Origin of the sequence: Gordonia sp. PvP123, from assembly GCF_040547295.1 — a bacterium.
Lineage (GTDB): Bacteria > Actinomycetota > Actinomycetes > Mycobacteriales > Mycobacteriaceae > Gordonia > Gordonia terrae.
On record NZ_JBEPPN010000003.1, the window covers coordinates 380,492 to 401,244 of the forward strand.

At 68.0% G+C, this 20,753-nt stretch carries 19 protein-coding genes; 9 read left to right on the top strand and 10 right to left on the bottom strand.

Features of this window, described 5'->3' with window-relative positions:
• Positions 1-43: 43 nt before the first annotated feature.
• On the top strand, positions 44-223 hold the full coding sequence (locus ABIC25_RS07140) for a DUF3073 domain-containing protein (protein WP_004020923.1): 180 nt from the start codon (positions 44-46) through the stop codon (positions 221-223).
• A 266-nt stretch (positions 224-489) separates the two neighbouring features.
• On the opposite strand, the gene purM is transcribed toward ABIC25_RS07140, so the two are convergent.
• From purM to ABIC25_RS07155, 3 genes are all read right to left on the bottom strand, one after another.
• Entirely contained in the window at positions 490-1,596 is a 1,107-nt protein-coding gene (gene purM / locus ABIC25_RS07145) for a phosphoribosylformylglycinamidine cyclo-ligase (RefSeq protein ID WP_064569499.1), read from the bottom strand.
• Between the two features lie 96 nt (positions 1,597-1,692).
• Positions 1,693-3,303 (bottom strand): amidophosphoribosyltransferase, encoded by a 1,611-nt coding sequence (gene purF, locus ABIC25_RS07150; protein WP_354560626.1) that lies wholly within the window; start codon positions 3,301-3,303, stop codon positions 1,693-1,695.
• 156 nt (positions 3,304-3,459) lie between these two features.
• On the bottom strand, positions 3,460-3,864 hold the full coding sequence (locus tag ABIC25_RS07155) for a sterol carrier family protein (RefSeq protein WP_051987072.1): 405 nt from the start codon (positions 3,862-3,864) through the stop codon (positions 3,460-3,462).
• A 55-nt stretch (positions 3,865-3,919) separates the two neighbouring features.
• On the opposite strand from ABIC25_RS07155, the gene ABIC25_RS07160 reads away from it, so the two are divergent.
• The 4 genes from ABIC25_RS07160 (at position 3,920) to ABIC25_RS07175 (ending at position 8,372) form a co-directional block, all read left to right on the top strand.
• Entirely contained in the window at positions 3,920-5,428 is a 1,509-nt protein-coding gene (locus ABIC25_RS07160; RefSeq protein ID WP_354560627.1) for a glutamate-cysteine ligase family protein, read from the top strand.
• Between the two features lie 67 nt (positions 5,429-5,495).
• Positions 5,496-5,618 (top strand): type B 50S ribosomal protein L36, encoded by a 123-nt coding sequence (ykgO, locus tag ABIC25_RS07165; RefSeq protein WP_033205406.1) that lies wholly within the window; start codon positions 5,496-5,498, stop codon positions 5,616-5,618.
• A 103-nt stretch (positions 5,619-5,721) separates the two neighbouring features.
• Entirely contained in the window at positions 5,722-6,519 is a 798-nt protein-coding gene (locus ABIC25_RS07170; RefSeq protein ID WP_101820951.1) for an NADPH-dependent oxidoreductase, read from the top strand.
• Positions 6,520-6,710: 191 nt separating this feature from the next.
• The gene (locus ABIC25_RS07175) at positions 6,711-8,372 is read left to right on the top strand and encodes an HNH endonuclease signature motif containing protein (RefSeq protein WP_354560629.1); all 1,662 of its coding nucleotides are present in this window, start codon (positions 6,711-6,713) and stop codon (positions 8,370-8,372) included.
• A gap of 168 nt (positions 8,373-8,540) precedes the next feature.
• On the opposite strand, the gene ABIC25_RS07180 is transcribed toward ABIC25_RS07175, so the two are convergent.
• Positions 8,541-9,620: an NAD(P)H-dependent amine dehydrogenase family protein gene (locus ABIC25_RS07180; RefSeq protein ID WP_354560631.1), complete on the bottom strand. Its 1,080-nt coding sequence runs from the start codon at positions 9,618-9,620 to the stop codon at positions 8,541-8,543.
• A 79-nt stretch (positions 9,621-9,699) separates the two neighbouring features.
• On the opposite strand from ABIC25_RS07180, the gene ABIC25_RS07185 reads away from it, so the two are divergent.
• Positions 9,700-10,626 (top strand): glycerophosphodiester phosphodiesterase, encoded by a 927-nt coding sequence (locus ABIC25_RS07185; RefSeq protein WP_354560834.1) that lies wholly within the window; start codon positions 9,700-9,702, stop codon positions 10,624-10,626.
• Here the strand turns inward: ABIC25_RS07185 and ABIC25_RS07190 are convergent.
• The 3 genes from ABIC25_RS07190 to purL all read right to left on the bottom strand — a co-directional run bounded on the left by ABIC25_RS07190 (position 10,612) and on the right by purL (position 13,893).
• Positions 10,612-11,028 (bottom strand): DUF2752 domain-containing protein, encoded by a 417-nt coding sequence (locus ABIC25_RS07190; RefSeq protein WP_354560633.1) that lies wholly within the window; start codon positions 11,026-11,028, stop codon positions 10,612-10,614. The genes ABIC25_RS07185 and ABIC25_RS07190 overlap by 15 nt on opposite strands.
• A 28-nt stretch (positions 11,029-11,056) precedes the next feature.
• On the bottom strand, positions 11,057-11,428 hold the full coding sequence (locus ABIC25_RS07195; protein WP_239400073.1) for a CD225/dispanin family protein: 372 nt from the start codon (positions 11,426-11,428) through the stop codon (positions 11,057-11,059).
• 134 nt (positions 11,429-11,562) lie between these two features.
• Positions 11,563-13,893, bottom strand: coding sequence for a phosphoribosylformylglycinamidine synthase subunit PurL (purL, locus tag ABIC25_RS07200; protein WP_004023148.1), 2,331 nt, complete (start codon positions 13,891-13,893; stop codon positions 11,563-11,565).
• Positions 13,894-14,078: 185 nt separating this feature from the next.
• Between purL and eccA the strand changes: the two genes are divergently transcribed.
• The 3 genes from eccA to ABIC25_RS07215 all read left to right on the top strand — a co-directional run bounded on the left by eccA (position 14,079) and on the right by ABIC25_RS07215 (position 17,014).
• Positions 14,079-15,860, top strand: a complete 1,782-nt coding sequence (gene eccA, locus ABIC25_RS07205; protein WP_248644702.1) for a type VII secretion AAA-ATPase EccA — start codon at positions 14,079-14,081, stop codon at positions 15,858-15,860.
• A gap of 183 nt (positions 15,861-16,043) precedes the next feature.
• Positions 16,044-16,460 carry a hypothetical protein gene (locus ABIC25_RS07210; protein ID WP_354560635.1) on the top strand — a complete coding sequence of 139 codons (417 nt, stop codon included), beginning with the start codon at positions 16,044-16,046 and terminating at the stop codon, positions 16,458-16,460.
• A gap of 14 nt (positions 16,461-16,474) precedes the next feature.
• The gene (locus tag ABIC25_RS07215; protein WP_101820923.1) at positions 16,475-17,014 is read left to right on the top strand and encodes a hypothetical protein; all 540 of its coding nucleotides are present in this window, start codon (positions 16,475-16,477) and stop codon (positions 17,012-17,014) included.
• Positions 17,015-17,025: 11 nt separating this feature from the next.
• On the opposite strand, the gene ABIC25_RS07220 is transcribed toward ABIC25_RS07215, so the two are convergent.
• The 3 genes from ABIC25_RS07220 to cysD all read right to left on the bottom strand — a co-directional run bounded on the left by ABIC25_RS07220 (position 17,026) and on the right by cysD (position 20,679).
• Entirely contained in the window at positions 17,026-17,805 is a 780-nt protein-coding gene (locus ABIC25_RS07220; RefSeq protein ID WP_248644700.1) for a 3'(2'),5'-bisphosphate nucleotidase CysQ, read from the bottom strand.
• A 64-nt stretch (positions 17,806-17,869) separates the two neighbouring features.
• Entirely contained in the window at positions 17,870-19,732 is a 1,863-nt protein-coding gene (cysC, locus tag ABIC25_RS07225) for an adenylyl-sulfate kinase (protein WP_354560636.1), read from the bottom strand.
• A complete protein-coding gene (gene cysD / locus ABIC25_RS07230; RefSeq protein ID WP_354560836.1) occupies positions 19,732-20,679 on the bottom strand; it encodes a sulfate adenylyltransferase subunit CysD in 948 nt (315 codons plus the stop codon). The genes cysC and cysD overlap by 1 nt, the downstream gene beginning before the upstream one ends.
• Positions 20,680-20,753 lie beyond the last annotated feature (74 nt).

Here is a 20,753-nt window from a genome sequence, read left to right on the forward strand (position 1 = left end):
GCCAATCGTTTGGCCGCCCCGTCATTGTGCGAGGGGGTCCCATATGGGCCGCGGCCGGGCAAAGGCAAAGCAGACGAAGGTTGCACGTCAGCTGAAGTACTCCACTCCGAACACCGATTTGGAAAGCTTGCAGCGCGAGCTTTCCGGGCAGGGCGATCCGGTTGTAGATCGACCGGATCCGGTGGACGACTGGGTGGACGAAGAGGAGTGGCGACGCGCTTGACGCGCACACTCCTCAGGCGTTGATCTCTCGACGCCTGGGATCACCCCACACACTCTCCGCATGAGCGGACCCGCGGTGACGCGGGCCCATGATTTTGTACGCACCACCCGTTTCACATGGGTGGTGCGTGCTCGTGCGCCGGTACGGGGGTGATCTCGTCATCGACAGACGCCGACGCCCGCCGAGGGAATCCCCTCCGGCGGGCGTCGGTTGTCTGTCTGAGTCGGCCACGACTGTCCTTGCGACAGTGCGAGTTCGGGCGGGCGCTAGAAGCGCGGGTGCTCCCCGAGGAGGCTGACACGTGAGTCGTTGTCGGACCGGTCGCTCGCTCGTTTGACCGTACCCAGGACCCAGTTGTCGACATGCCGCGCGGTCAGCACGGCCTGCGCCCGATCGGTGTCCTCGGGCGCCACGACCGCGACCATGCCGACGCCCATGTTGAAGGTGCGTTCCATCTCGAGCTGCTCCACCCGCCCGCGCTGCCCGATCAGGGTGAAGATCGGCGCGGGCGTCCAGGTGTTCCGCTCGAGTTCCGCGACGAGTCCGTTCGGGATCACCCGAGCCAGGTTCTCGGCGAGACCACCGCCGGTGATGTGCGCGAATGTGCGGACATCGGCCTCGGCGATCAGTGCCAGGCAGTCCCGGGCGTAGATCCGGGTCGGCTCGAGCAACTCCTCGCCGAGGGTGCGACCGAACTCCTCGACGTGGCCGAACAGATCCATGTGGCCCCACTCGAGCAGCACCTTGCGGGCGAGCGAGTACCCGTTGGAGTGCAATCCCGACGATCCCATGCCGATGACGACGTCACCGGCACGCACACGGTCGGGGGTGAGGACGTTGTCGGCCTCGACGACGCCCACCGCGGTGGCCGACATGTCGTAGTGGTTGTCCTGCATCAGGCCGGGGTGCTCGGCGGTCTCGCCGCCCAGGAGCGCGCAACCGGCCTCGACACATCCGTCGGCGATACCGGCGACGATCTGGGCCACCGTCTCGGGGACCACCTTGCCCACGGCGATGTAGTCCTGCAGGAACAGTGGTTCGGCGCCACAGACGACCAGGTCGTCGACGCACATGGCGACGAGATCGCGACCGACGGTGTCGTGCTTGTCGATCGCCTGTGCCACGGCCAGTTTGGTGCCGACGCCGTCGCTGGCGGCGGCCAGGACCGGCTCCCGGTAGTTGCCCTTCAGTGCGAACAGACCGGAGAAGCCACCGATCCCGCCGAGAACCTCCGGACGCGACGCACGCTTGGCATGGGGCGCAATGAGTTCCACAGCCCGCTCACCGGCGTCGATGTCGACTCCGGCCGCCGCATACGAGGCCGGTGTCGCGCTCCCGGCCGTCTCGTCGGCAGCAGCATCCCGCTCCGTCATCTCCGCAGCACTCCCGTTCCAAGAATCTCGGTCGAACGTTGTTTCCGGCGTGTTCGCCGACGGGTCATACGGTACCGGAGGGCAGATGGCGGGGAATCAGGGCCGCATGACCGCGCTGACGTTGTCGTTCGGCTTGGTCAGGGGGTCCACCGTCCGGTCGCCGGCGGCGCTGGCCAGCATCTGTTCGAGGACGGCCTTGCCCATCGACGTCTCCTTGGGCAGCTCGATCGGGTACTTGCCGTCGAAGCAGGCCGCACACAGGGCCGACGCGGCCTGACCGGTCGAGTTGATCATCTCGTCGATGCTGATGTACCCGAGCGAGTCGGCGCCGATGGCCTGCCGGACACCCTCGACCATGCCGGCCTCGGACTCCATGCCGTTGGCGATGAGCTCCGCGGGCGACGCGAAGTCGATACCGTAGAAACACGGCCACCGGACCGGGCTCGACGCGATGCGAACATGCACCTCGGCGGCCCCGGCCTCCCGCAGCATCCGGATGAGCGCGCGCTGGGTGTTGCCCCGCACGATGGAGTCGTCGACGACGACGAGCTTCTTGCCGCGGATGACCTCGCGCAACGGGTTGAGCTTGAGGCGGATGCCGAGTTGGCGGATCGTCTGCGACGGCTGGATGAAGGTCCGGCCGACGTAGGCGTTCTTCATCAGTCCCTGGCCATAGGGGATGCCCGATTCCTGGGCGAAACCGACGGCCGCCGGCACGCCGGACTCCGGTACCGGGATCACCAGGTCACCCTTGGCGGGGTGCTCCTTGGCGAGGCGTCGACCGATCTCCACGCGGGTCGAGTGGACCGAGCGCCCGTGGATCACCGAGTCCGGGCGGGCGAGATAGACGTATTCGAAGACGCAGCCGCTGGGTGTGGGCTCGGCGAAGCGGGAGCTGCGGACCCCGTCGGCGTCGATCGCCAGCAGCTCACCCGGCTCGATGTCCCGGACGAACGACGCACCGACGATGTCGAGTGCGGCGGTCTCCGACGCGACGACCCAGCCGCGATCGAGACGGCCGAGCGACAGCGGACGCACCCCGTGCGGGTCGCGGGCGGCGTAGAGCGTGTGCTCGTCCATGAAGGTCAGGCAGAAGGCGCCCTTGAGCGTCGGCAGCAGTTCCATGGCAGCCTGCTCGATGGAGCTGTCGGCGGCGCCGTGCGCGAGCAGCGCACCCACGACATCGGAGTCCGACGTGGCCGCCGAGCTCTTGATCCCCTGCTCACGCGCACGAGCCGCGAGGTCCGCGGTGTTGACCAGATTGCCGTTGTGGCCCAGCGCGACGCCGGTGCCGGCGTCGGTGGTGCGGAAGATCGGCTGGGAATTCTCCCAGGTGGTCGACCCGGTCGTGGAGTACCGGCAGTGGCCGATCGCCACGTGGCCGCTCATCGCACCGAGGGTCTGCTCGTCGAAGACCTGGCTGACCAGTCCGAGGTCCTTGAAGACCACCACCTGACTGCCGTCGCCGACCGCGATACCAGCGGCCTCCTGGCCGCGATGCTGCAGGGCGTAGAGCCCGTAATAGCTCAGTTTGGCGACGTCCTCACCGGGCGCCCAGACCCCGAATACACCGCATTCCTCACGCGGTTCGTTCTCGGGTTCGTCCAGCGGAGCCGGGTTGACCGCGCCCGCGCCGCGAGCGGAGCACCCGCCCGCCGGCGTCGTGGGAGCGAGCAGGTTCATGTTGGCGATCGAATGATCAGGCATCGACTAGCTCCCTGGGGCTGCGGATCGGTCAGTCGAGTGGGCTGGGAGACATCACGGAGTTTACGGGTCCGTCGGCTCCCGATGCGAATCTTGCAGCAGTGTGGACCGGCGGGTCATTCCTCGACACCGGCGTCGAGTGACGGATCACACTCCGGCTCACCGGTCGCCCGACGCTCCGATCGGGACCAGTGGGAGCAGGTCGGCGACCAGGCCGGCGCGGTGTCCGGAGGCGTCGATGTCGCCCGCGGCGAGCGCGTCGTCGTAGGACAGGACGCCCGCGACGAGCAGCAGCCAGGTCCGCGGCGACATCTCGACGACGTTCGGCGGCGTCCCGCGGGTGTGGCGGGGACCCTCGATGCACTGCACCGCGACGAACGGGGGCACCCGGACCTCGACCGAGTTCCCGGGCGCCAGTTGTTCGAGCGTCCGGGCCGACTGTCGGACGGCGTCGGCGAGGGCGGCTCGTCCCGGCGGCGGCGCGGTCGGGTCGACGAGCCAGTCCGAGACGGCCAGCACTGCGGCTCGGACCTCTGCTGGATCCACTCTCCTGCGTGGCGGCACCCGGCCATTCTCCCAACAGGGTTCGGGGCGGCCCGGATCGGGCAGTATTGACCGCATGGGAGCCGAGGTGTCCAAGCAGCAGTTCACCGGCGAGGACCGGGTTCGTTTCCGGCGTCAGGTGGGGCGCGGGACGGAAGCGATCGCCCGGATGCTCGCCGACGGGTTGTTCACCGACCAGGGGCGTCCGCCGAAGCCGCTGCTCGGCATGGAGGTCGAGCTGAACCTCGTCGACGAGGACATGCGACCGGCGATGGCCAACGCCGCCGTCCTCGAGGCGATCGCCGATCCCGACTACCAGACCGAACTCGGTCAGTTCAACATCGAGATCAACGTCTCGCCGCGACCGTTCACCACCGACGACACGATCTCACTCGAACAGGCGCTCCGCACGTCGCTCAACCGGGCTGAACAGCGGGCCGCGCAGACCTCGAGCCACCTCGTGATGATCGGCATGCTCCCGACGCTGAGGTCCGAACACTTCGCCCATCACTGGATCTCGGCGAACCCACGGTACGACCTGCTGAACGAGCAGATCTTCGCCGCGCGGGGCGAGGACCTCGAGATCGACATCACCGGCGTACCGCTGACCGACGCCCACCACACCGAAAATCTGCGCACCTCGACCGACTCGATCCTGCCCGAGGCCGCCTGCACATCCCTCCAGCTGCACCTCCGGGTGGCGCCGGAAGACTTTGCCGCGCATTGGAATGCGGCACAGGCCATCGCCGGTGTGCAGGTCGCACTGGCCGGCAACTCGCCGTTCCTCGCCGAGACCGCGCTGTGGCACGAGAGCCGCATCCCGGTCTTCGAGCAGGCCACCGACACCCGGCCGCTGGAGCTGAAGAACCAAGGCGTGCGGCCTCGAGTGTGGTTCGGGGAGCGATGGATCAACACGATCTTCGACCTCTTCGAGGAGAACACCCGCTACTTCCCCGCCCTCCTCCCGGTCTCCACCGACACCGATCCGCTCGCCGAACTCGACGACGGACGCATCCCGACCCTCGACGAGCTGCGCCTGCACAACGGGACCGTGTACCGCTGGAACCGGCCGGTCTACGACATCCACGAGGGCCAGGCCCACCTCCGCGTCGAGAACCGCGTGCTGCCCGCCGGCCCGACGGTCGTCGACACGATGGCCAATGCCGCCTTCTACTACGGTGTCGTCCGCGGTCTCGTCGAGTCCGACCGCCCGCTGTGGTCGCGGATGTCGTTCAATGCCGCCGCCGAGAACCTGCAGTCCGGCGCACGCGCCGGGATGGAGTCCCAGTTGTACTGGCCCGACGTCGGCTGGGTCCGGCCCGACGAACTCGTTCTCCGCCGGCTCCTCGTGCTCGCCGAGGACGGACTGCGCCGGTTCGGGGTCTCCGACAAGGCCCGCAAGCGCTACCTCTCGGTCATCGAGGGCCGCTGCATCTCTCGTCAGACCGGGTCGGTCTGGCAACGCCAGGCCGTGGCGGCCCGCGAACGCGCGGGCGAGAGCCGGGCGCAGGCCTTGCAGGGAATGCTGCGCGACTACGTGACCCAGATGCACGAGGGCGAGCCGGTACACACCTGGGAGGTCTGAGACCCGGCCGTCGACCCGTGGCGACGGAGCTGCTTTAATGGAAACAATTTCCATTAAGGAGGCTCCGTTGAAGGTCCGTGCATCCATCCGTTCGTTGAAGAACCAGCCCGGCTCGCAGGTGGTCAAGCGCAAAGGACGCATCTACGTGATCAACAAGGGCAACCCCAGATTCAAGGCGCGCCAGGGTTGATGGCCGGCGCGGAGGGCGAGGTTCCGCTCGCCGCCGCGGGGACTTCCGCCCAGTCCGCGCGAGAAGGTTGTCACACCGGTCCCCGCGCATCAGCATGCTCGGCATGACCATCACCGAACGCTACGCCGACCCCGAAGCCACCCTCGACGTGGTCAGCGAGGTTCTCGGCGTTCAGTTGGCGCACCGTTCGGTCCGTCGGTTCCTGCCGGATCCCGTCGATGATGCCCGGCTCCACGCCATCGTCGCGGCGGCACAGTCGGCCCCGACATCGTCGAACCTGCAGGCGTGGAGCGTGATCGCGGTGCGAGATCCGGATCGCAAGCGCCGGTTGTCGGTGTTGGCCAACAACCAGGGGTTCATCGACGACGCGCCGCTGTTCCTGGTCTGGGTCGCCGACCTCGGCCGTGCCCGGCGCCTCGCTACGCGCCGGGCAGTGCCGCTCGATGCGACCGACTATCTGGAATCCACGATCATCGGGTTCGTCGACACCGCACTCGCCGCCCAGAACGCGGTCGTCGCCGCCGAATCACTGGGCCTCGGCACGGTGTTCGTCGGCGCAATCCGTAATCACCCCCTAGAGGTGGCCGACGAGCTGAGATTGCCCGACCATGCGATCGCAACCTTCGGGCTGGCGATCGGCCGACCCGACCCCACCGAGCCTGCGGGCGTCAAACCCCGCCTCCCCCAAGCCGCCGTTCTCCACCGCGAGACCTACGACGCCGCGGCCGCGGACTCGCACGTCGATGCCTACGACGGGACACTGACCGGATACAACAGCCGACATGGCCTCGACGGCGACTGGAGCACAAGGGTTCTCGCCCGGCTCGCCGGCGCAGAGTCGTTGCACGGTCGGGAGAACCTACGTGCCCAATTAGAAGCGCGCGGGCTGCCGTCGTGGTGACGATGCCCGGTTGACTGCAACGACGATGTTCGTTGTTCCGCTAGGTATATCTGTTGCCACCGACAAGCTCCCTTCACCATCACAAGAGACCATACAGATTGCTGGACAGCGCTTTTCGCGACCAGATGCGCCGAGATCGTGTACACTCGAACGTACATTCGCAGCAACGGCTCCCGGGGGAGGTGACCGTCATGGCCGACACGACACACGTCGACGACGATTCGGCGGCGCCGCAACCGCGTGCCGTCGAGCTGGTGGCCGAGCTGCATGCGATTCTCGACAAATTGCAGACTGTGGACCTGTCGCCGTGTACCGATGCCGAGTTGACTGACGTGGCAGCCGATACCGAACGTGCCATCGCACGCCTGATCGTTGCCGGTGACCGGCAGATCGATCAAGTCGAGGCCCGCGACCTCCCCCGCAAGACCGGCTGCCGCACGCTCATGCAGTTCATGACCCATCGACTGCGAGTGTCGAACCCGATGCGCCGGCGTAAGCAGATGGACGCCACCGCCACCCGCACCAGCCTCGGCGGTGAAATCTTGGAGCCCGAACACCCCTGCCTGGCTGAGGCATTCGCGCGAGGCGCCGTCGGCACCGCCCACGTCCAAGCCGCCCTCGACGTCCTCGACCGCATCCCAGGCACTATCGACCACGACATCAGAGTCGCCGCCGAGCGGCAGATGGCCGAGATCGCCATCGACCACACACCGGCCGACATCACCCAACTCGGCGCGCGGCTCCTCGCTCACCTCGACCCCGACGGCACCCTCACCGACGACACCGACCAGAAACGGCGCCGCAACCTGTGGATCGGACGCCAACGCGCCGACGGCACCGCCACCATCTCCGGCACCCTCACCCCCGAACTCGCCGCCCGGCTCACGATGATGTTCGCCATCTGGGGCAAACCCGGACTCAACAACCCCGACGACCCCAACTCACCGTCCGGACCGGCCGGCACCGCCGACCCCGACGCCCTGGCCCTCGCCGCCGACCGCGACCAACGCACCCCCGCCCAGACCAATCACGACGCCCTCGACGCCGCACTGGCCGCCGGTTTCGCCGACGGCACACTCGGCACGTCGCACCGCGGCCTGCCCGCCCAACTGATCATCAAAGCCGACCTGAATGATCTGATCCGTGAAGCCGGACTCGCCACCACCGCCACCGGCACCCTGATCCCCATCCCCGACCTGCTCGCGATGGGCGCCGACGTGCAGCCGTGGCTCGCGATCTTCAAAGATTCGACCGCCGTGCCACTGTACTTCGGGCGCGGGAAACGCTTGGCAACCCGCGAACAACGCCTCGTGTCCTTCGCCCGCCCCGACGGTGAAGTGTGCTCGGCACCCGGATGCGACCAGCCCGCCACCCACGTCGAACTCCACCACGCCCAGAAAGACTGGGCCAAAGGTGGTCTCACCGACATCGACGACCTCGCACCCGCCTGCCCCCGCCACAACCGCATGGTCGGCGACCAACCCGGGCAATACACCACCCGAATCGAACGGTCCGGACCCGACGAAGGCCGCTGCCTCTGGCGCTTGAATGCCGAGCCCGGCGCGCCACCCAACCCCGAACGCATCAACCGCCGACCCGACATACCCCGGCGATTCGCCGAACATCTGAACACAGTGCGCGACGAAATCCACGGACCACCAACCCGGTCCGGCGATCAACCACGCCCAGACCTGTCGCGCGCCGACGCCGTCGGCTATGGCGACAGCGGCCGGCGCCTCGAACTCGCCTACCGCGAATTGGTCCACCCGCGAACATTGCCGGAAGATCTCATCACCCGACCCCTTACTCCAGTCGAAGCAGAACTCGCACGCATACTCACCGACCACGTGTGATCGCAGCGCAACTCGACCGACTTTGCGCCGACGGCGAGTGGACGGCGCGATACGCCGTAACCAATGCGGCCCATCTGTGCGGGCCGCCCACGATGGTGCAGGCGGAAATCAAGGCCATCGACACCTCGCACAAGTTCGGATCACCCCGACCACCGTCGCCGATAGCGACTACTTCCGAGCGAACAACCCCCGGCCGGTCACGAGCGGGAGATCGAGTGCGGTGACCAGACCGGGCTTCGCATCGACAACCGCCGCAACAGAATTGACCAGTCGCATCGCGGTGACGATCATGCCGGACACGTTGTGGTCACCGTTCTCGCCGTGATGCCCGAACTCGACGGCCATCTCGGGTTCGCCGGAGATCTCGATGCGGTAGCACCCGTCCCCCGTGGTCGGAGACGGCCAGTCCGGGCACTGATCGGGGTGGGTGCGTGTGTAGTGTTCCAGCACAACGCGATCCACGCCGTCGACCTGGCCGACGACCTCGAAGCGCACCGCGGCCATCGTCCCCTTGGGGATCTCGACGGACACCGTGGAGTAGTCGCGATCGGCCTCCACCCGGTCGACACGTTCGACGAGCGGCTCGTCGAGCACGAGGTCGAGGCCGGCGGCGATCTGTCGAACGACACTCCCCCACCCCATCGACAGGATGCCCGGCGCGAAGATCAGCGGTGTCGTGTCCAGGGGCTGCCCGAAGCCGAACAGATCCCGCATGACCACCGGCTGGTAGTAGGTCGAGTAGTCGGCGATCTCCTGACAGCGCACCTCGTCGATGCGCTGCGACAGACTCGTCATCGCCAGCGGCAGCACGTCGTTGGCGAATCCCGGGTCGATGCCGTTGACGTGGAGGCTCGCCCCGCCCGACTCGCCCGCGGCCGCGATCCGGTCCAGAAGCGAATCCGGCAGAATCCCCTGCGGGAACTGCAGCACCACCGGGCCGCTCGACACCACGTTGATCCCGTGCTCCACGAAGAAGATCAGGTCTTCGATCGACTCCATGACGCGATCGTCGGTCATCGCCGTGTGCACGATGCAGTCGGGTTTCAGGGCGATCAACGCATCACGGTCGTCGGTCGCGGCGACGCCCAGCCCACGGTCGAGACCGGCCAGCTCACCGGCGTCCTTGCCGACCTTGGCGGGGTCGGACACCCACACCCCCACGAGTTCGAGGTCGGGCCGGGCGTCGATCCCGGCGATGGCATGTCGTCCGACGGTTCCGGTCGACCACTCGACCACGCGCAATGTCATACGAACCAAACTAGAACACGTTCCACTTCGGCGCGTCGATTCGGTGAGATGCATCGCTAAGGTCGGAGCTGTGACTGCCATGTCGCCCCCAGATCCCGCGGCCGCCCCGATCGCCATCGACCACGACGGTCATCGGACGATGCTCAAGTGGCACCGTGGCCGACGCCGCGCCGACGATCCGGAGTTCACCGCGACCCGCATCGTCGAGGGCATGCGTCTCGGCGCGAGCATCGAGATCGACCTCGTGATCCACGCCGAGCGCGGCTTCGCCGTCCTGCACGACCGCACCGTCGACCACGCCACCACCGGCACCGGCACGGTGTCGGCACTCCCCGCGTCGTACCTGCGCGACCTGCACCTGCGGGACAACACCGGCCGACCCATCGAGGATCGCGTGCTCCTGCTCGAGGATCTGACCGAGCTCTTCGACGGCGTCGACATCGCGCCCACCGCGTCGCTCCAGCTCGACTTCAAGGAAGACGACGCCGCTCTCGACCCGACGGCCGTGGCGGTGTTCGCCCGCAGCGTTGCACCGCACGCGAGGCACTACATCCTGTCGTGCGGCGACGCCGCGGCGGTGGAGACGCTGACCTCGGCCGCGCCGGGCATCCGGATCGGTTACGACCCTTGCCATCACGGTGCCGCCGAGGCCGCGATCCGGTCCGGGGACTTCGACGGCTTCGTCGACCGCGCGGTGGCGGCATCACCGGATGCCGAGATGGTCTACCTGGAGAACCGGTTGATCCTGGCGGCCGATCGTCGCGGCCACGATCTGATCGGCGCTTTTCACGAGAACCGTCGTCTGGTCGACGGGTACACGGTCACGCGGGTCGGGCCACGTGTCGCCCCGGACATCAGACGGTTGCTGGACTTGCGGATCGATCAGATCACGACCGACGATCCCGAGGCCCTGGCGACACTCGACCTCGACGATCCGGTGCGCGAGCCCGGTTCGCGGCTGGCTCGCTGGTTCCGCGGTGCCGCCGGACGTTCAGACGTGGAGTGACCAGAACGGTTCGACCGGGATGTTCCGGATCGCGAACCAGGCCACCACGACCACGAGTACGACTACGCCGGAGTAGCGGAGATGCTGCCAGCTGCGAACCCGGCGACCGGTCCACAGCCGCACGCAGTACGCGCCGAAGGCGACGAGCAGCAACCCCATCGCGAGCACCCCGACCGCGTTGTAATGCAGGGCGGCCGGGACATCAGCGTGGAGCAGCGAATAGATCGCCCGGAGCGATCCACAACCCGGGCACGTCACCCCGAAGATGAGCTTGGTCGGACACACCGGAAGGGCGCCGCCCGGTGTCGTCGGATCGCCGAACCACACTGCCGCACAGACCAACCCGGTACCGGCGACAACGGTCGCCGGCCCGAGGTACCGATGGTTCGAGAGAGCCGACACCCGTCCGAGGACGGCTCTCTCGAAGCGATCAGTACGTGGACGTGGACGCGGAGGCGCCGAGGAGGATGACGAAGAGGACGACATAGACGATGATGACCAGAACCCAGATGATGACCGACGAGATCGCGCTCCACATCGCCCACTTCTTGGCCTCGTCGGCAGCCTTCTGCGCACCGGCGTAATCGCCGGCCGCCCACAGCTTGCTGACCGACGTGGACTTCACGATCGACACGATCCCGAGCGGCAGGCAGCACAGCACCGTCGACAGGATCGCCCAGACGAGGTTGTTGTCCGGCTCCGGACCGGCCGGATTCCCACCGGGGAACCCGCCGTACGGCTGCTGTCCGTAACCACCCGCGCCGTAGTTCGGCGGCTGGTTCGGATCATAGGGGTAGCTCATCTGCGCCCTTTCGACTCGGTCAGAGAACTCAAGGAGCGTAACCGACCGCCACCGGCCGCGACACGTCTGCAAACGATATTGATTCCATTGACGTACAACGGAATCCTCGCAGGCTACAACGTTGCGAGATGCAACTAGACGGCGTCGCCGAACATCCTCGGAAGGGTGCCTTCGTGGACCTCGCGGAGTTCGGCGAGAGGCACCGAGAAGTAGTCCTGGACCTCGACCGCGTCGCTGCCCTGATCGACCACGCCGATCCGCGTCCACGGCAGCGTGCGTGCGTCGAGCATCGCGGTGAACCGTGACTCCTCGGTACGCGGCACCGCGACGAGCACCCGGCCGGCCGATTCGGAGAACAACCAGACGAACGGGTCGGCGTCTTCGGGCAGCAGGATCCGGCAGCCGGTCTCACCGGCCAGGGCCGCCTCGACGACGGTCTGGATCAGCCCACCCTCGCTGAGATCGTGTGCCGCGGAGATCAGTCCGTCACGCGACGACGCGGTCAGGATCTCGGCGAGCAGTCGTTCCCGCTCGAGGTCGACCTGCGGCGGAACGCCACCGAGATGATCGTGGCTGACCTGCGCCCAGATCGAGCCGTCGAACTCGTCCCGCGTCTCACCCAGGAGGATGAGCGTCTCGCCCGGTTCGGTGCCGATCCCGGTCGGGATGCGTCGGTGCACGTCGTCGATCACGCCGAGCACACCGACCACCGGGGTCGGGAGGATGGCCGTCGCCCCGGTCTGGTTGTAGAAGCTCACGTTGCCGCCGGTGACCGGGATCCCGAGCTGTGCACAGCCGTCGGCGAGTCCGCGGACCGCCTGCTGGAACTGCCACATCACCGCGGGGTCCTCCGGCGAGCCGAAGTTGAGGCAGTTGGTGACGGCCTTCGGCGTCGCACCGGAGACGGCGACGTTGCGGTAGGCCTCGGCGAGCGCGAGCTGCGCCCCGCGGTACGGATCGAGGAAGGTGTAACGGCCCGAGGCGTCGGTCGCCAGCGCGATCCCGCGCCCGGACTCCTCGTCGATCCGGATCATCCCCGAGTCGGCGTGTTCGGCGAGAACGGTGTTGCCGCGGACGTACCGGTCGTACTGGTCGGTGATGAACTTGCGGCTGCACAGCGCGGGTGAGGCGAGCATGGTCAGCAGCGTCTCGCGCAGCTGATCCGGTGTGCTCGGACGCTGCAGCGGTTCGGTGGTCGACGCGATGACGGTGTCCTGCCAGTCGGGTCGGGCGACCGGGCGCTCGTAGACCGGACCGTCGTGGGCGACGGTGCGCGGCGGCACGTCGACGACGGTCTCACCGTGCCAGGTGATGACCAGCTGATCACCGTCGGTGACCTCGCCGATGACGGTCGCGAGCACGTCCCACTTGCGGCAGACCTCGAGGAACTTCTCGACGTTCTCCGGCGTCACCACCGCACACATACGTTCCTGCGACTCGCTGGAGAGCACCTCCGCCGGGGTCATGCCCTCGGCGCGCATCGGCACCTTCTCCAGGTCGATGTGCATGCCACCGTCGCCGGCCGCAGCCAGTTCGCTGGTCGCACAGGACAATCCGGCACCACCGAGATCCTGGATGCCCACCACGAGACCGGCGTGGTAGAGCTCGAGACAGCACTCGATGAGCACCTTCTCGGTGAACGGGTCGCCGACCTGCACGCTCGGCAGCTTCTTGCGGTTGGGCCGAGATCCCGCTGCACCACTGGACCCGCTCGCTTCGCTCCCGGCGTCCGCGTCGTCGAAGGTCTCCGACGCCAGCACCGACACACCACCGATGCCGTCGAGGCCGGTACGCGCGCCGAACAGGATGATCTTGTTGCCCGCGCCCGAGGCGAAGGCCAGGTGCAGGTCCTCGGTGCGCAGCACACCGGCACACAGCGCGTTGACGAGCGGGTTGCCCGCGTAGCTGGCGTCGAAGACGGTCTCGCCGCCGACGTTCGGCAGGCCGAGCGAGTTGCCGTAACCGCCCACGCCGCGCACCACGCCGTCGACGACGCGGCGGGTGTCCGGGGCGTCGGCCGGGCCGAAGCGCAGCTGATCCATGACCGCGATGGGACGCGCACCCATCGCCATGATGTCGCGCACGATTCCGCCGACGCCGGTCGCGGCGCCCTGGTACGGCTCGACGTAGCTCGGGTGGTTGTGCGATTCGACCTTGAAGGTCACCGCCCAGCCGTCACCGATGTCGACGACACCGGCGTTCTCGCCGATACCGGCCAGCATGCTCGCACGCATCTCGTCGGTGGTGGTCTCGCCGAAGTAGCGCAGGTGCACCTTCGACGACTTGTAGCTGCAGTGTTCGGACCACATCACCGAATACATGGCGAGTTCCGCGTCGGTGGGCCGGCGGCCCAGGATCTCGCGGATGCGCGCGTACTCGTCGTCCTTGAGACCGAGTTCGCGGAAGGGTTGCGGATGATCCGGGGTCTGGGCAGCGGCTGAGACGGTATCCACCTGGGCACTCACTCTGATCAGTCTAGGCGGACGCGGGCGGTTCCGGCCGCCGGGGCGGTCCGGGTGCGGACCTGGGAGATCTGCACCCGGCGCCGGGGCGGTCTAGCGATAGTCTGTCCCCGGCGACCGCGCGGATGCGCCCGGGGAGATCGGTACAGGGGCTTCGGTACGCCGATGGGACGACACAGGGGGAAGCGATGGCCGATGTCCGCAAGGCGAGGGCGCTCTTCGAACTCGGTGTCCTGTCGCTGAACATCCCCGTCGAGGGCCAGGAGCCCGTCGACAATCCCGCCCAGGCCGCCAAGGCCTTCACCCGCGCGACGGAGTGGGATCCGTCCCTGGGTGACGCCTGGATCGGCAGGCTCGCCTGCGGCGACAACAGCAACGAGGTCCTTCTGGGTCTCTATCGAGCACGCGGATCGATCGGCGCGGAGCAGCGCCGGCTCGGACTCCCGCCCGGCACGATCGCGGGGCGCTGGTACACGGGCATGATGATCGACTTCCCGGCGTCGAGTGCGGTCGAGGCGACCGCGGCCTATGCCGCCAGCCTGGTTCGCGGGGCGGATTTCGCCGGTGCCGAAGAGGTGCTCGACGAGGTGCCCCCGGCCCATCGCGTGCCGATCGTGGACTTCGTGCGCGCCTTCCTCCACTTCGCCACCCAGCGGTGGCCCGACGTCCTGACGTCGCTCACCAGGTCGGATCGGTGGAACGACCCCTACATGCAGGCCGTCGCCGACTTCATGGCCGGGACGTCGTGTGTGCACCTCGGCATGCTCGGCGAGGGCATGCGCCGACTGCAGAACGCGGTCGACGGCCCGATCGCGGCCTGTTCGACGCAGGCGATGTTCGTCTACGGCCTCGCCCTGCGCGAGCAGGGCCAGGAAGAGAAGGCCAAGTCGATGTTCGAGCAGGCCTATGCCCGCGACCCGTCGCTCGCGGCCGCGGCCGAGGCCATCCGCTCGCCTTCCCTCCGCGTGACCGCGACGACTCCCGAGCAGATCGCCGAGCGCACCGACCGGTGGGACCCAAAGTCGGTGCCCGATCGCGCCGAGACCCTGGTGTCGGGGTCCGGGGATCCGGACGAGCAGAGCTCCCTGGTGACCGAGGCGCAACGCGAACTGGCCGAACAGATCGGGCTCGACTCGGTGAAGCAGCAGGTGGCCAAACTGCAGTCGACCGCGACGCTGGCGAAGGTCCGCGCCGACCGCGGGTTGTCGACGTCGGCGCGCAGCCTGCATCTCGCCTTCACCGGACCGCCCGGCACCGGCAAGACCACGGTGGCGCGCATCGTCGCCAAGATCTACTGCGGCCTGGGGTTCATCAAGTCCGACAAGGTGGTGGAGGCGACCCGCCGTGACATGGTCGGCGAGCACCTCGGCAGCACCGCGATCAAGACCTCGGCACTGATCGACTCCGCGATGGACGGTGTCCTGTTCATCGACGAGGCCTACACCCTGATCCAGCAGGGATTGTCCGGCGGCGACGCGTTCGGTCGCGAGGCCGTCGACACGCTGCTGGCGCGGATGGAGGACGACCGCGACCGGCTCGTCGTCATCATCGCCGGCTACGACTCCGAGATCGATCGGTTCCTCGCGTCCAACGACGGCCTGGCCTCGCGCTTCGCCCGCCGCGTGCGCTTCGACTCCTACACTCCCGACGAGCTCGCTCGTATCGCCGAATTCATTGCGCGCAAGCGGGACTCGTCGCTGACCCGCGAGGCGATGACCGAGATCGAGCAGGCGTGCGCTCCGCTGTACCACGATGTCCGCGAACACCAGGGCACCGTGCGGCGCGCCACCGATCTCGCCGGTAACGGTCGCTTCATCCGCAACATCATCGAGGCGGCCGAGGAGGAGCGCGAGTTCCGCCTCAGCGGTGCCGGCGATTTCGACGCACTCAGCCAGGACGACCTCATGCGCATCGAGACCGCCGACGTCCGGTCGGCCATCTCGGGCGTCCTCTCCGGGCTCATGCGCTGAATGCCCCACCGACCCACCCCGTCGGCCCGGACAGCACCGCCCCCATCCGCCGGTTGAGCCGGCACCGACCCCATCTGCTGGTTGAGCCGGCACCGAGCGAAGCGAGGAGCCGAGTCGAAGCCACGAAGCCACACCGACCGCCGATCACAACACCACCGCTGCACATTCCACGAGGAGCCCTGCATGTCCGTACCCGCCCGCAGTTTCCGTCCGACCCGGCTCGCCGCGGGCCTGACGATGACCGCGCTGGCGATGCTCGCGGTCGGCGCGTGCTCGTCCGATGAGCCCGCGCCCGCGCCTGCACCCGAGAGCGTGGTCTCGACCACGAGCGCCACCGAGACCAGCAGCCCCGCCACATCCGCGACCACCAGCCGGACGACTGCATCGCCGTCGCGCGGCTCCGACACCGGGACCGGCGCCGCGTCGACGATGACGTGCGCGCAGTTCCGCGAACTCGACGACGCACAGCGGGCGGCGGTTCTCACCGAGCTCGACGTGACCGCGAATGTGCAGCAGGTGGCGACCGTGGCGGCGACGGTCTGCCTGAGCCGGCCCGACGACACCATTGCCGCTGTCGTCGCCGAACTGGTCCCGCGCTGATAGTTTCGGCGTCTATGAGCACTCGTCCGTGGACCCTGCTGCACGGCCCGCTGTTCAGCCGCGACAACCCGCTCGACCGCAAGCACGCCGCCCCACGGATCAGCGCCTACATCTACGGCAACATCCTGATCCTCGCCGTACTCATCCCGCTGCACGTCGAGGACGACTTCGTGGGGATCGCGATCCTCGCCGGCACGGCCGCGTCGACCTTCATCGCGCACGTCTTCGCAGAGGGCGTCTCCCGCCGGGTCTCCGACGGAAAGGTGCAACCGACGCGATCAGAGGCGCTCGGCCATCTCCGCGACTCGGTGCCCATCCTGACCTCGGCGCTCCTGCCCTGCGCGATCCTGCTGATCGGGCTGATCGGCTGGATCGAGCCCCGTACCGCCCAGCTCGTCGCCGAGATCGTGATCCTGCTGCGCATCGGCGGCACAGTCTTCGTCATCGACCGTCTCAACAACGAACGACCCAGTCGGGCAACGCTTCTCAGTGCCGGCGCAGTCACGCTGGTGGCGACCGTGATCGTCGTGATCAAGGTCGTGGTCACGCACTAGCACCGCGGGGCTCAGCCGCCGGCACCCTCGGTGGTGACCGTGAGGATCACCTCGGTGAACTCGGGCCGGCAGATGACGAGGTCGGGCAGGTACGTGTCCTCGTTGTTGTAGACGAGCGGCGAACCGTCGATCCGCCCGCACCACAGGCCCTTCGCCTTCGCGACCGCGACGGGCGCGGCCGAATCCCATTCGTACTGGCCGCCGGCATGGACGTAGGCGTCGGCCTCGCCGCGCACGACCGCCATCGCCTTCGCCCCGGCGGACCCCATCGGCAGTACCTCGCCGGCCATGGCCGCGGCCACCTCGTCGGCGAAGGCCGGTGGCCGCGAACCGCTCACGACGACGCGCGGGACACCGGTGCGGGGCCGCGAGGCCAGGCCCTCCACCGGTTCGACGGTCGAATCGTCGTCGAGATAGGTCACCCCGAGCGCCGGGAGCGCCACCGCACCCGCGATCAGCCCGTCGTCGGCCGACCAGAGCGCCACGTGCACCGCCCAGTCGGTACGCCCGCCACCGGGCTCGTAGGTGCCGTACTCGCGCGTGCCGTCGACCGGATCGATGATCCACACCCGCGGCGCCGACAGCCGCGACTTGTCGTCGGCCGACTCCTCGGACAGCACGGCATCCTCCGGCCGCTCCTGTGCGAGACGCCCGAGGATGAATTCGTCGGACCGGCGGTCGCCCTCCTGACCGAGCTCCTTCCCCGTCAATCCGCTGGAACGCCGGATGTCGAGCAGGAGTTCACCTGCGGCGGTGGCCAGTTCGCCCGCCAGGGCGCGATCGTCGGTCACGGGGTTCCTCTCGGTCGGAATACCGGTGGCACAACAGCGCTCGGCGCCGGGTGGCAGAGCGCACTCACAGACCCAGGTTACGCAAGACGAGGTCAGCGACCTCGGACGGCGGACCGTCGTCGGGCGTGATGAGAAGATCCGGACTCGACGGCCGCTCGTAGGGCGAGTCGATGCCGGTGAACTGACTGATCTCCCCCCGGCGGGCGCGGTCGTAGAGCCCCTTCGGGTCGCGTCGCTCGCATTCCGCGAGCGGGGTGTCGACGAAGATCTCGTAGAACGGCAACCCGCGCTCGGCGTGGATCTCGCGGGCCCGCTGCCGTTCTTCGGCGAAGGGGCTGATGAGCGAGACGATCGCCACCGATCCCGAGTCGGCGAACAACGCCGCGACCTCACTGGTCCGGCGGATGTTCTCCCGCCGGTCGTCGTCGGAGAAGCCCAGATCCGAGTTCAGCCCGTGCCGCAGGTTGTCGCCGTCCATCAGATATGCCGGACGGCCCTCGGCGACGAAGCGCCGCTCGAGTTCGACCGCGAGCGACGACTTGCCCGAGCCGGACAGTCCCGTCAACCAGATCGTGGCGCCGCGGTGCGGACGGTGCTCGCGGTCGACCTTCGTCGCCTGCCACACGACGTGGCTGTCGTGACTCACCGGCGCCGTGATCATCCCGGCACCGACGGTGCGATTGGTGGCCTCGTCGATCAGGATGAAGCTGCCCGTGTCCCGGTTGCGGCGGTAGGAGTCGAAGGTCACCGGCTCCTGGGTGTGCAGGACGACGCGCCCGATCTCGTTCAGCGACAGTCCCTCTGCTTCCTCGTCACGATGCAGCGAGTTGACGTCGAGGCGATAGTTGAGTCCGTTCACCTGCGCTCGGGTCAGCCGGGTCCCACACAGCAGCTGATACCGGTTCCCCGGGCGGAGCTCGGCGTCGTCGGCGAACCAGCACACCATCGCGTCCAGATCGCGCCCGACGTACGGACGGTTGTTGGGCCGCGCCAGCATGTCGCCGCGCACGATGTCGATCTCGTCGGCGAGTTCGACGGACACGGCCATCGACGCGAAGGCCTCGTCGACCGGCTGGCCTCCCGGCGCCCAGATCTCGGTGATCGTAGTGCTGAATCCGCTCGGCAGGACGACGATCTCGTCACCCTTGGCGAGCACCCCGCCGGCGACCGTACCCGCGTAGGCCCGATGGTCGGCACCGTCGCTGCGCTGCGGCCGGATGACGTACTGGACGGGGAGGCGGGTGTCGATCAGATTGCGGTCGGACGCGATGTAGACGTGCTCGAGGTGATTGAGGAGCGGCCGCCCCTCGTACCACGGCATCGCCGCGGATTGCTCGACGACGTTGTCGCCGCGCAACGCCGACATCGGGATGAACGTGAGATCCACGACGTTGAGCTTGGTCGCGAAATCGACGAAGTCCGCACAGATCTCGTCGAAACGCTCCTGCGACCAGTCGACGAGGTCCATCTTGTTCACGCAGACCGTCAGATGTGGGATGCCGAGCAACGACGACAGGAACGCATGCCGACGCGTCTGTTCCAGCACACCCTTGCGCGCGTCGATGAGGATCATCGCCAGATCGGCGGTCGAGGCGCCGGTCACCATGTTGCGCGTGTACTGCACGTGACCCGGCGTGTCGGCGATGATGAACTTCCGCCTGGGCGTGGCGAAGTACCGATAGGCGACGTCGATGGTGATGCCCTGCTCGCGTTCGGCACGCAGCCCGTCGGTCAGCAGGGCGAGGTTCGCGTACTCGTCACCGCGCTCGGCGCTGGTGCGCTCGATCGATTCGAGCTGGTCGGTGAAGATCGCCTTCGAGTCGTAGAGCAGCCGGCCGATGAGTGTCGACTTGCCGTCGTCCACCGAGCCCGCGGTCGCCAGACGCAGCATCTCCGTCGCGCCGCCGACGGCGTTGAGGTCGCCCATCAGAAGTAACCTTCCTTCTTGCGGTCTTCCATCCCCGACTCGGAGATCCGGTCGTCGGCGCGCGTGGCTCCCCGCTCGGTCAACCGGGTGACCTCGATCTCCTCGATCACCTTCATCACGTCGTCCGCGCCGGACAGCACACACCCGGTGCACGTGGCGTCGCCGACGGTCCGGAACCGCACGGTCTCGGTCCGCACCTCCTCACCCGGGAGTTCCTGCAGGAAGCGGGTTTTCGCGAGCAGCATGCCGTCGCGCGGGATCACCTCGCGCTGGTGCGCGTAGTAGATCTCCGGCAGATCGATGTCCTCGGCGGCGATGTACTGCCAGATGTCGAGCTCGGTCCAGTTCGACAGCGGGAACACCCGGATGTGCTCCCCTTTGGCGTGACGCCCGTTGTAGAGGCGCCACAGCTCGGGTCGCTGCTCGCGCGGATTCCACGCGCCGAACTCGTCACGGAAGCTGAACACGCGCTCCTTCGCCCGCGCCTTCTCCTCGTCGCGCCGGGCCCCGCCGAACACGGCGTCGAAACGGTTCTCGGTGATCCCGCGCAACAGCGCCGCGGTCTGCAGCCGGTTGCGGCTGGCACCCGGGCCGGTCTGCTCGACGACCCGCCCGGCATCGATGTCGTCCTGCACCGAGCTGACGAGAAGGCGGACCCCGGTCTCGGCGACCACGCGATCGCGGTATTCGATCACCTGGTCGAAGTTGTGCCCGGTGTCGACGTGCATGAGCGGGAACGGGATCGGCGCCGGCCAGAACGCCTTCCGCGCCAGGTGGAACATCACCACGGAGTCCTTGCCGCCGGAGAACAGCAGGACCGGACGTTCGAAGGTCGCGGCGACCTCACGGAAGATGTGGACCGATTCGGCCTCGAGCGCCGCGAGGTGCGAGAGCTCGTACCCGCGATGGTGCGGACGACCATCGGTTGTGGACTCGGTGCGATCCAGACGACGTTCGCCGTCGGCATCGATGGTGATGGCCACCGGAGCAACCCCCTTGACATGTCGAATATTCGACACTA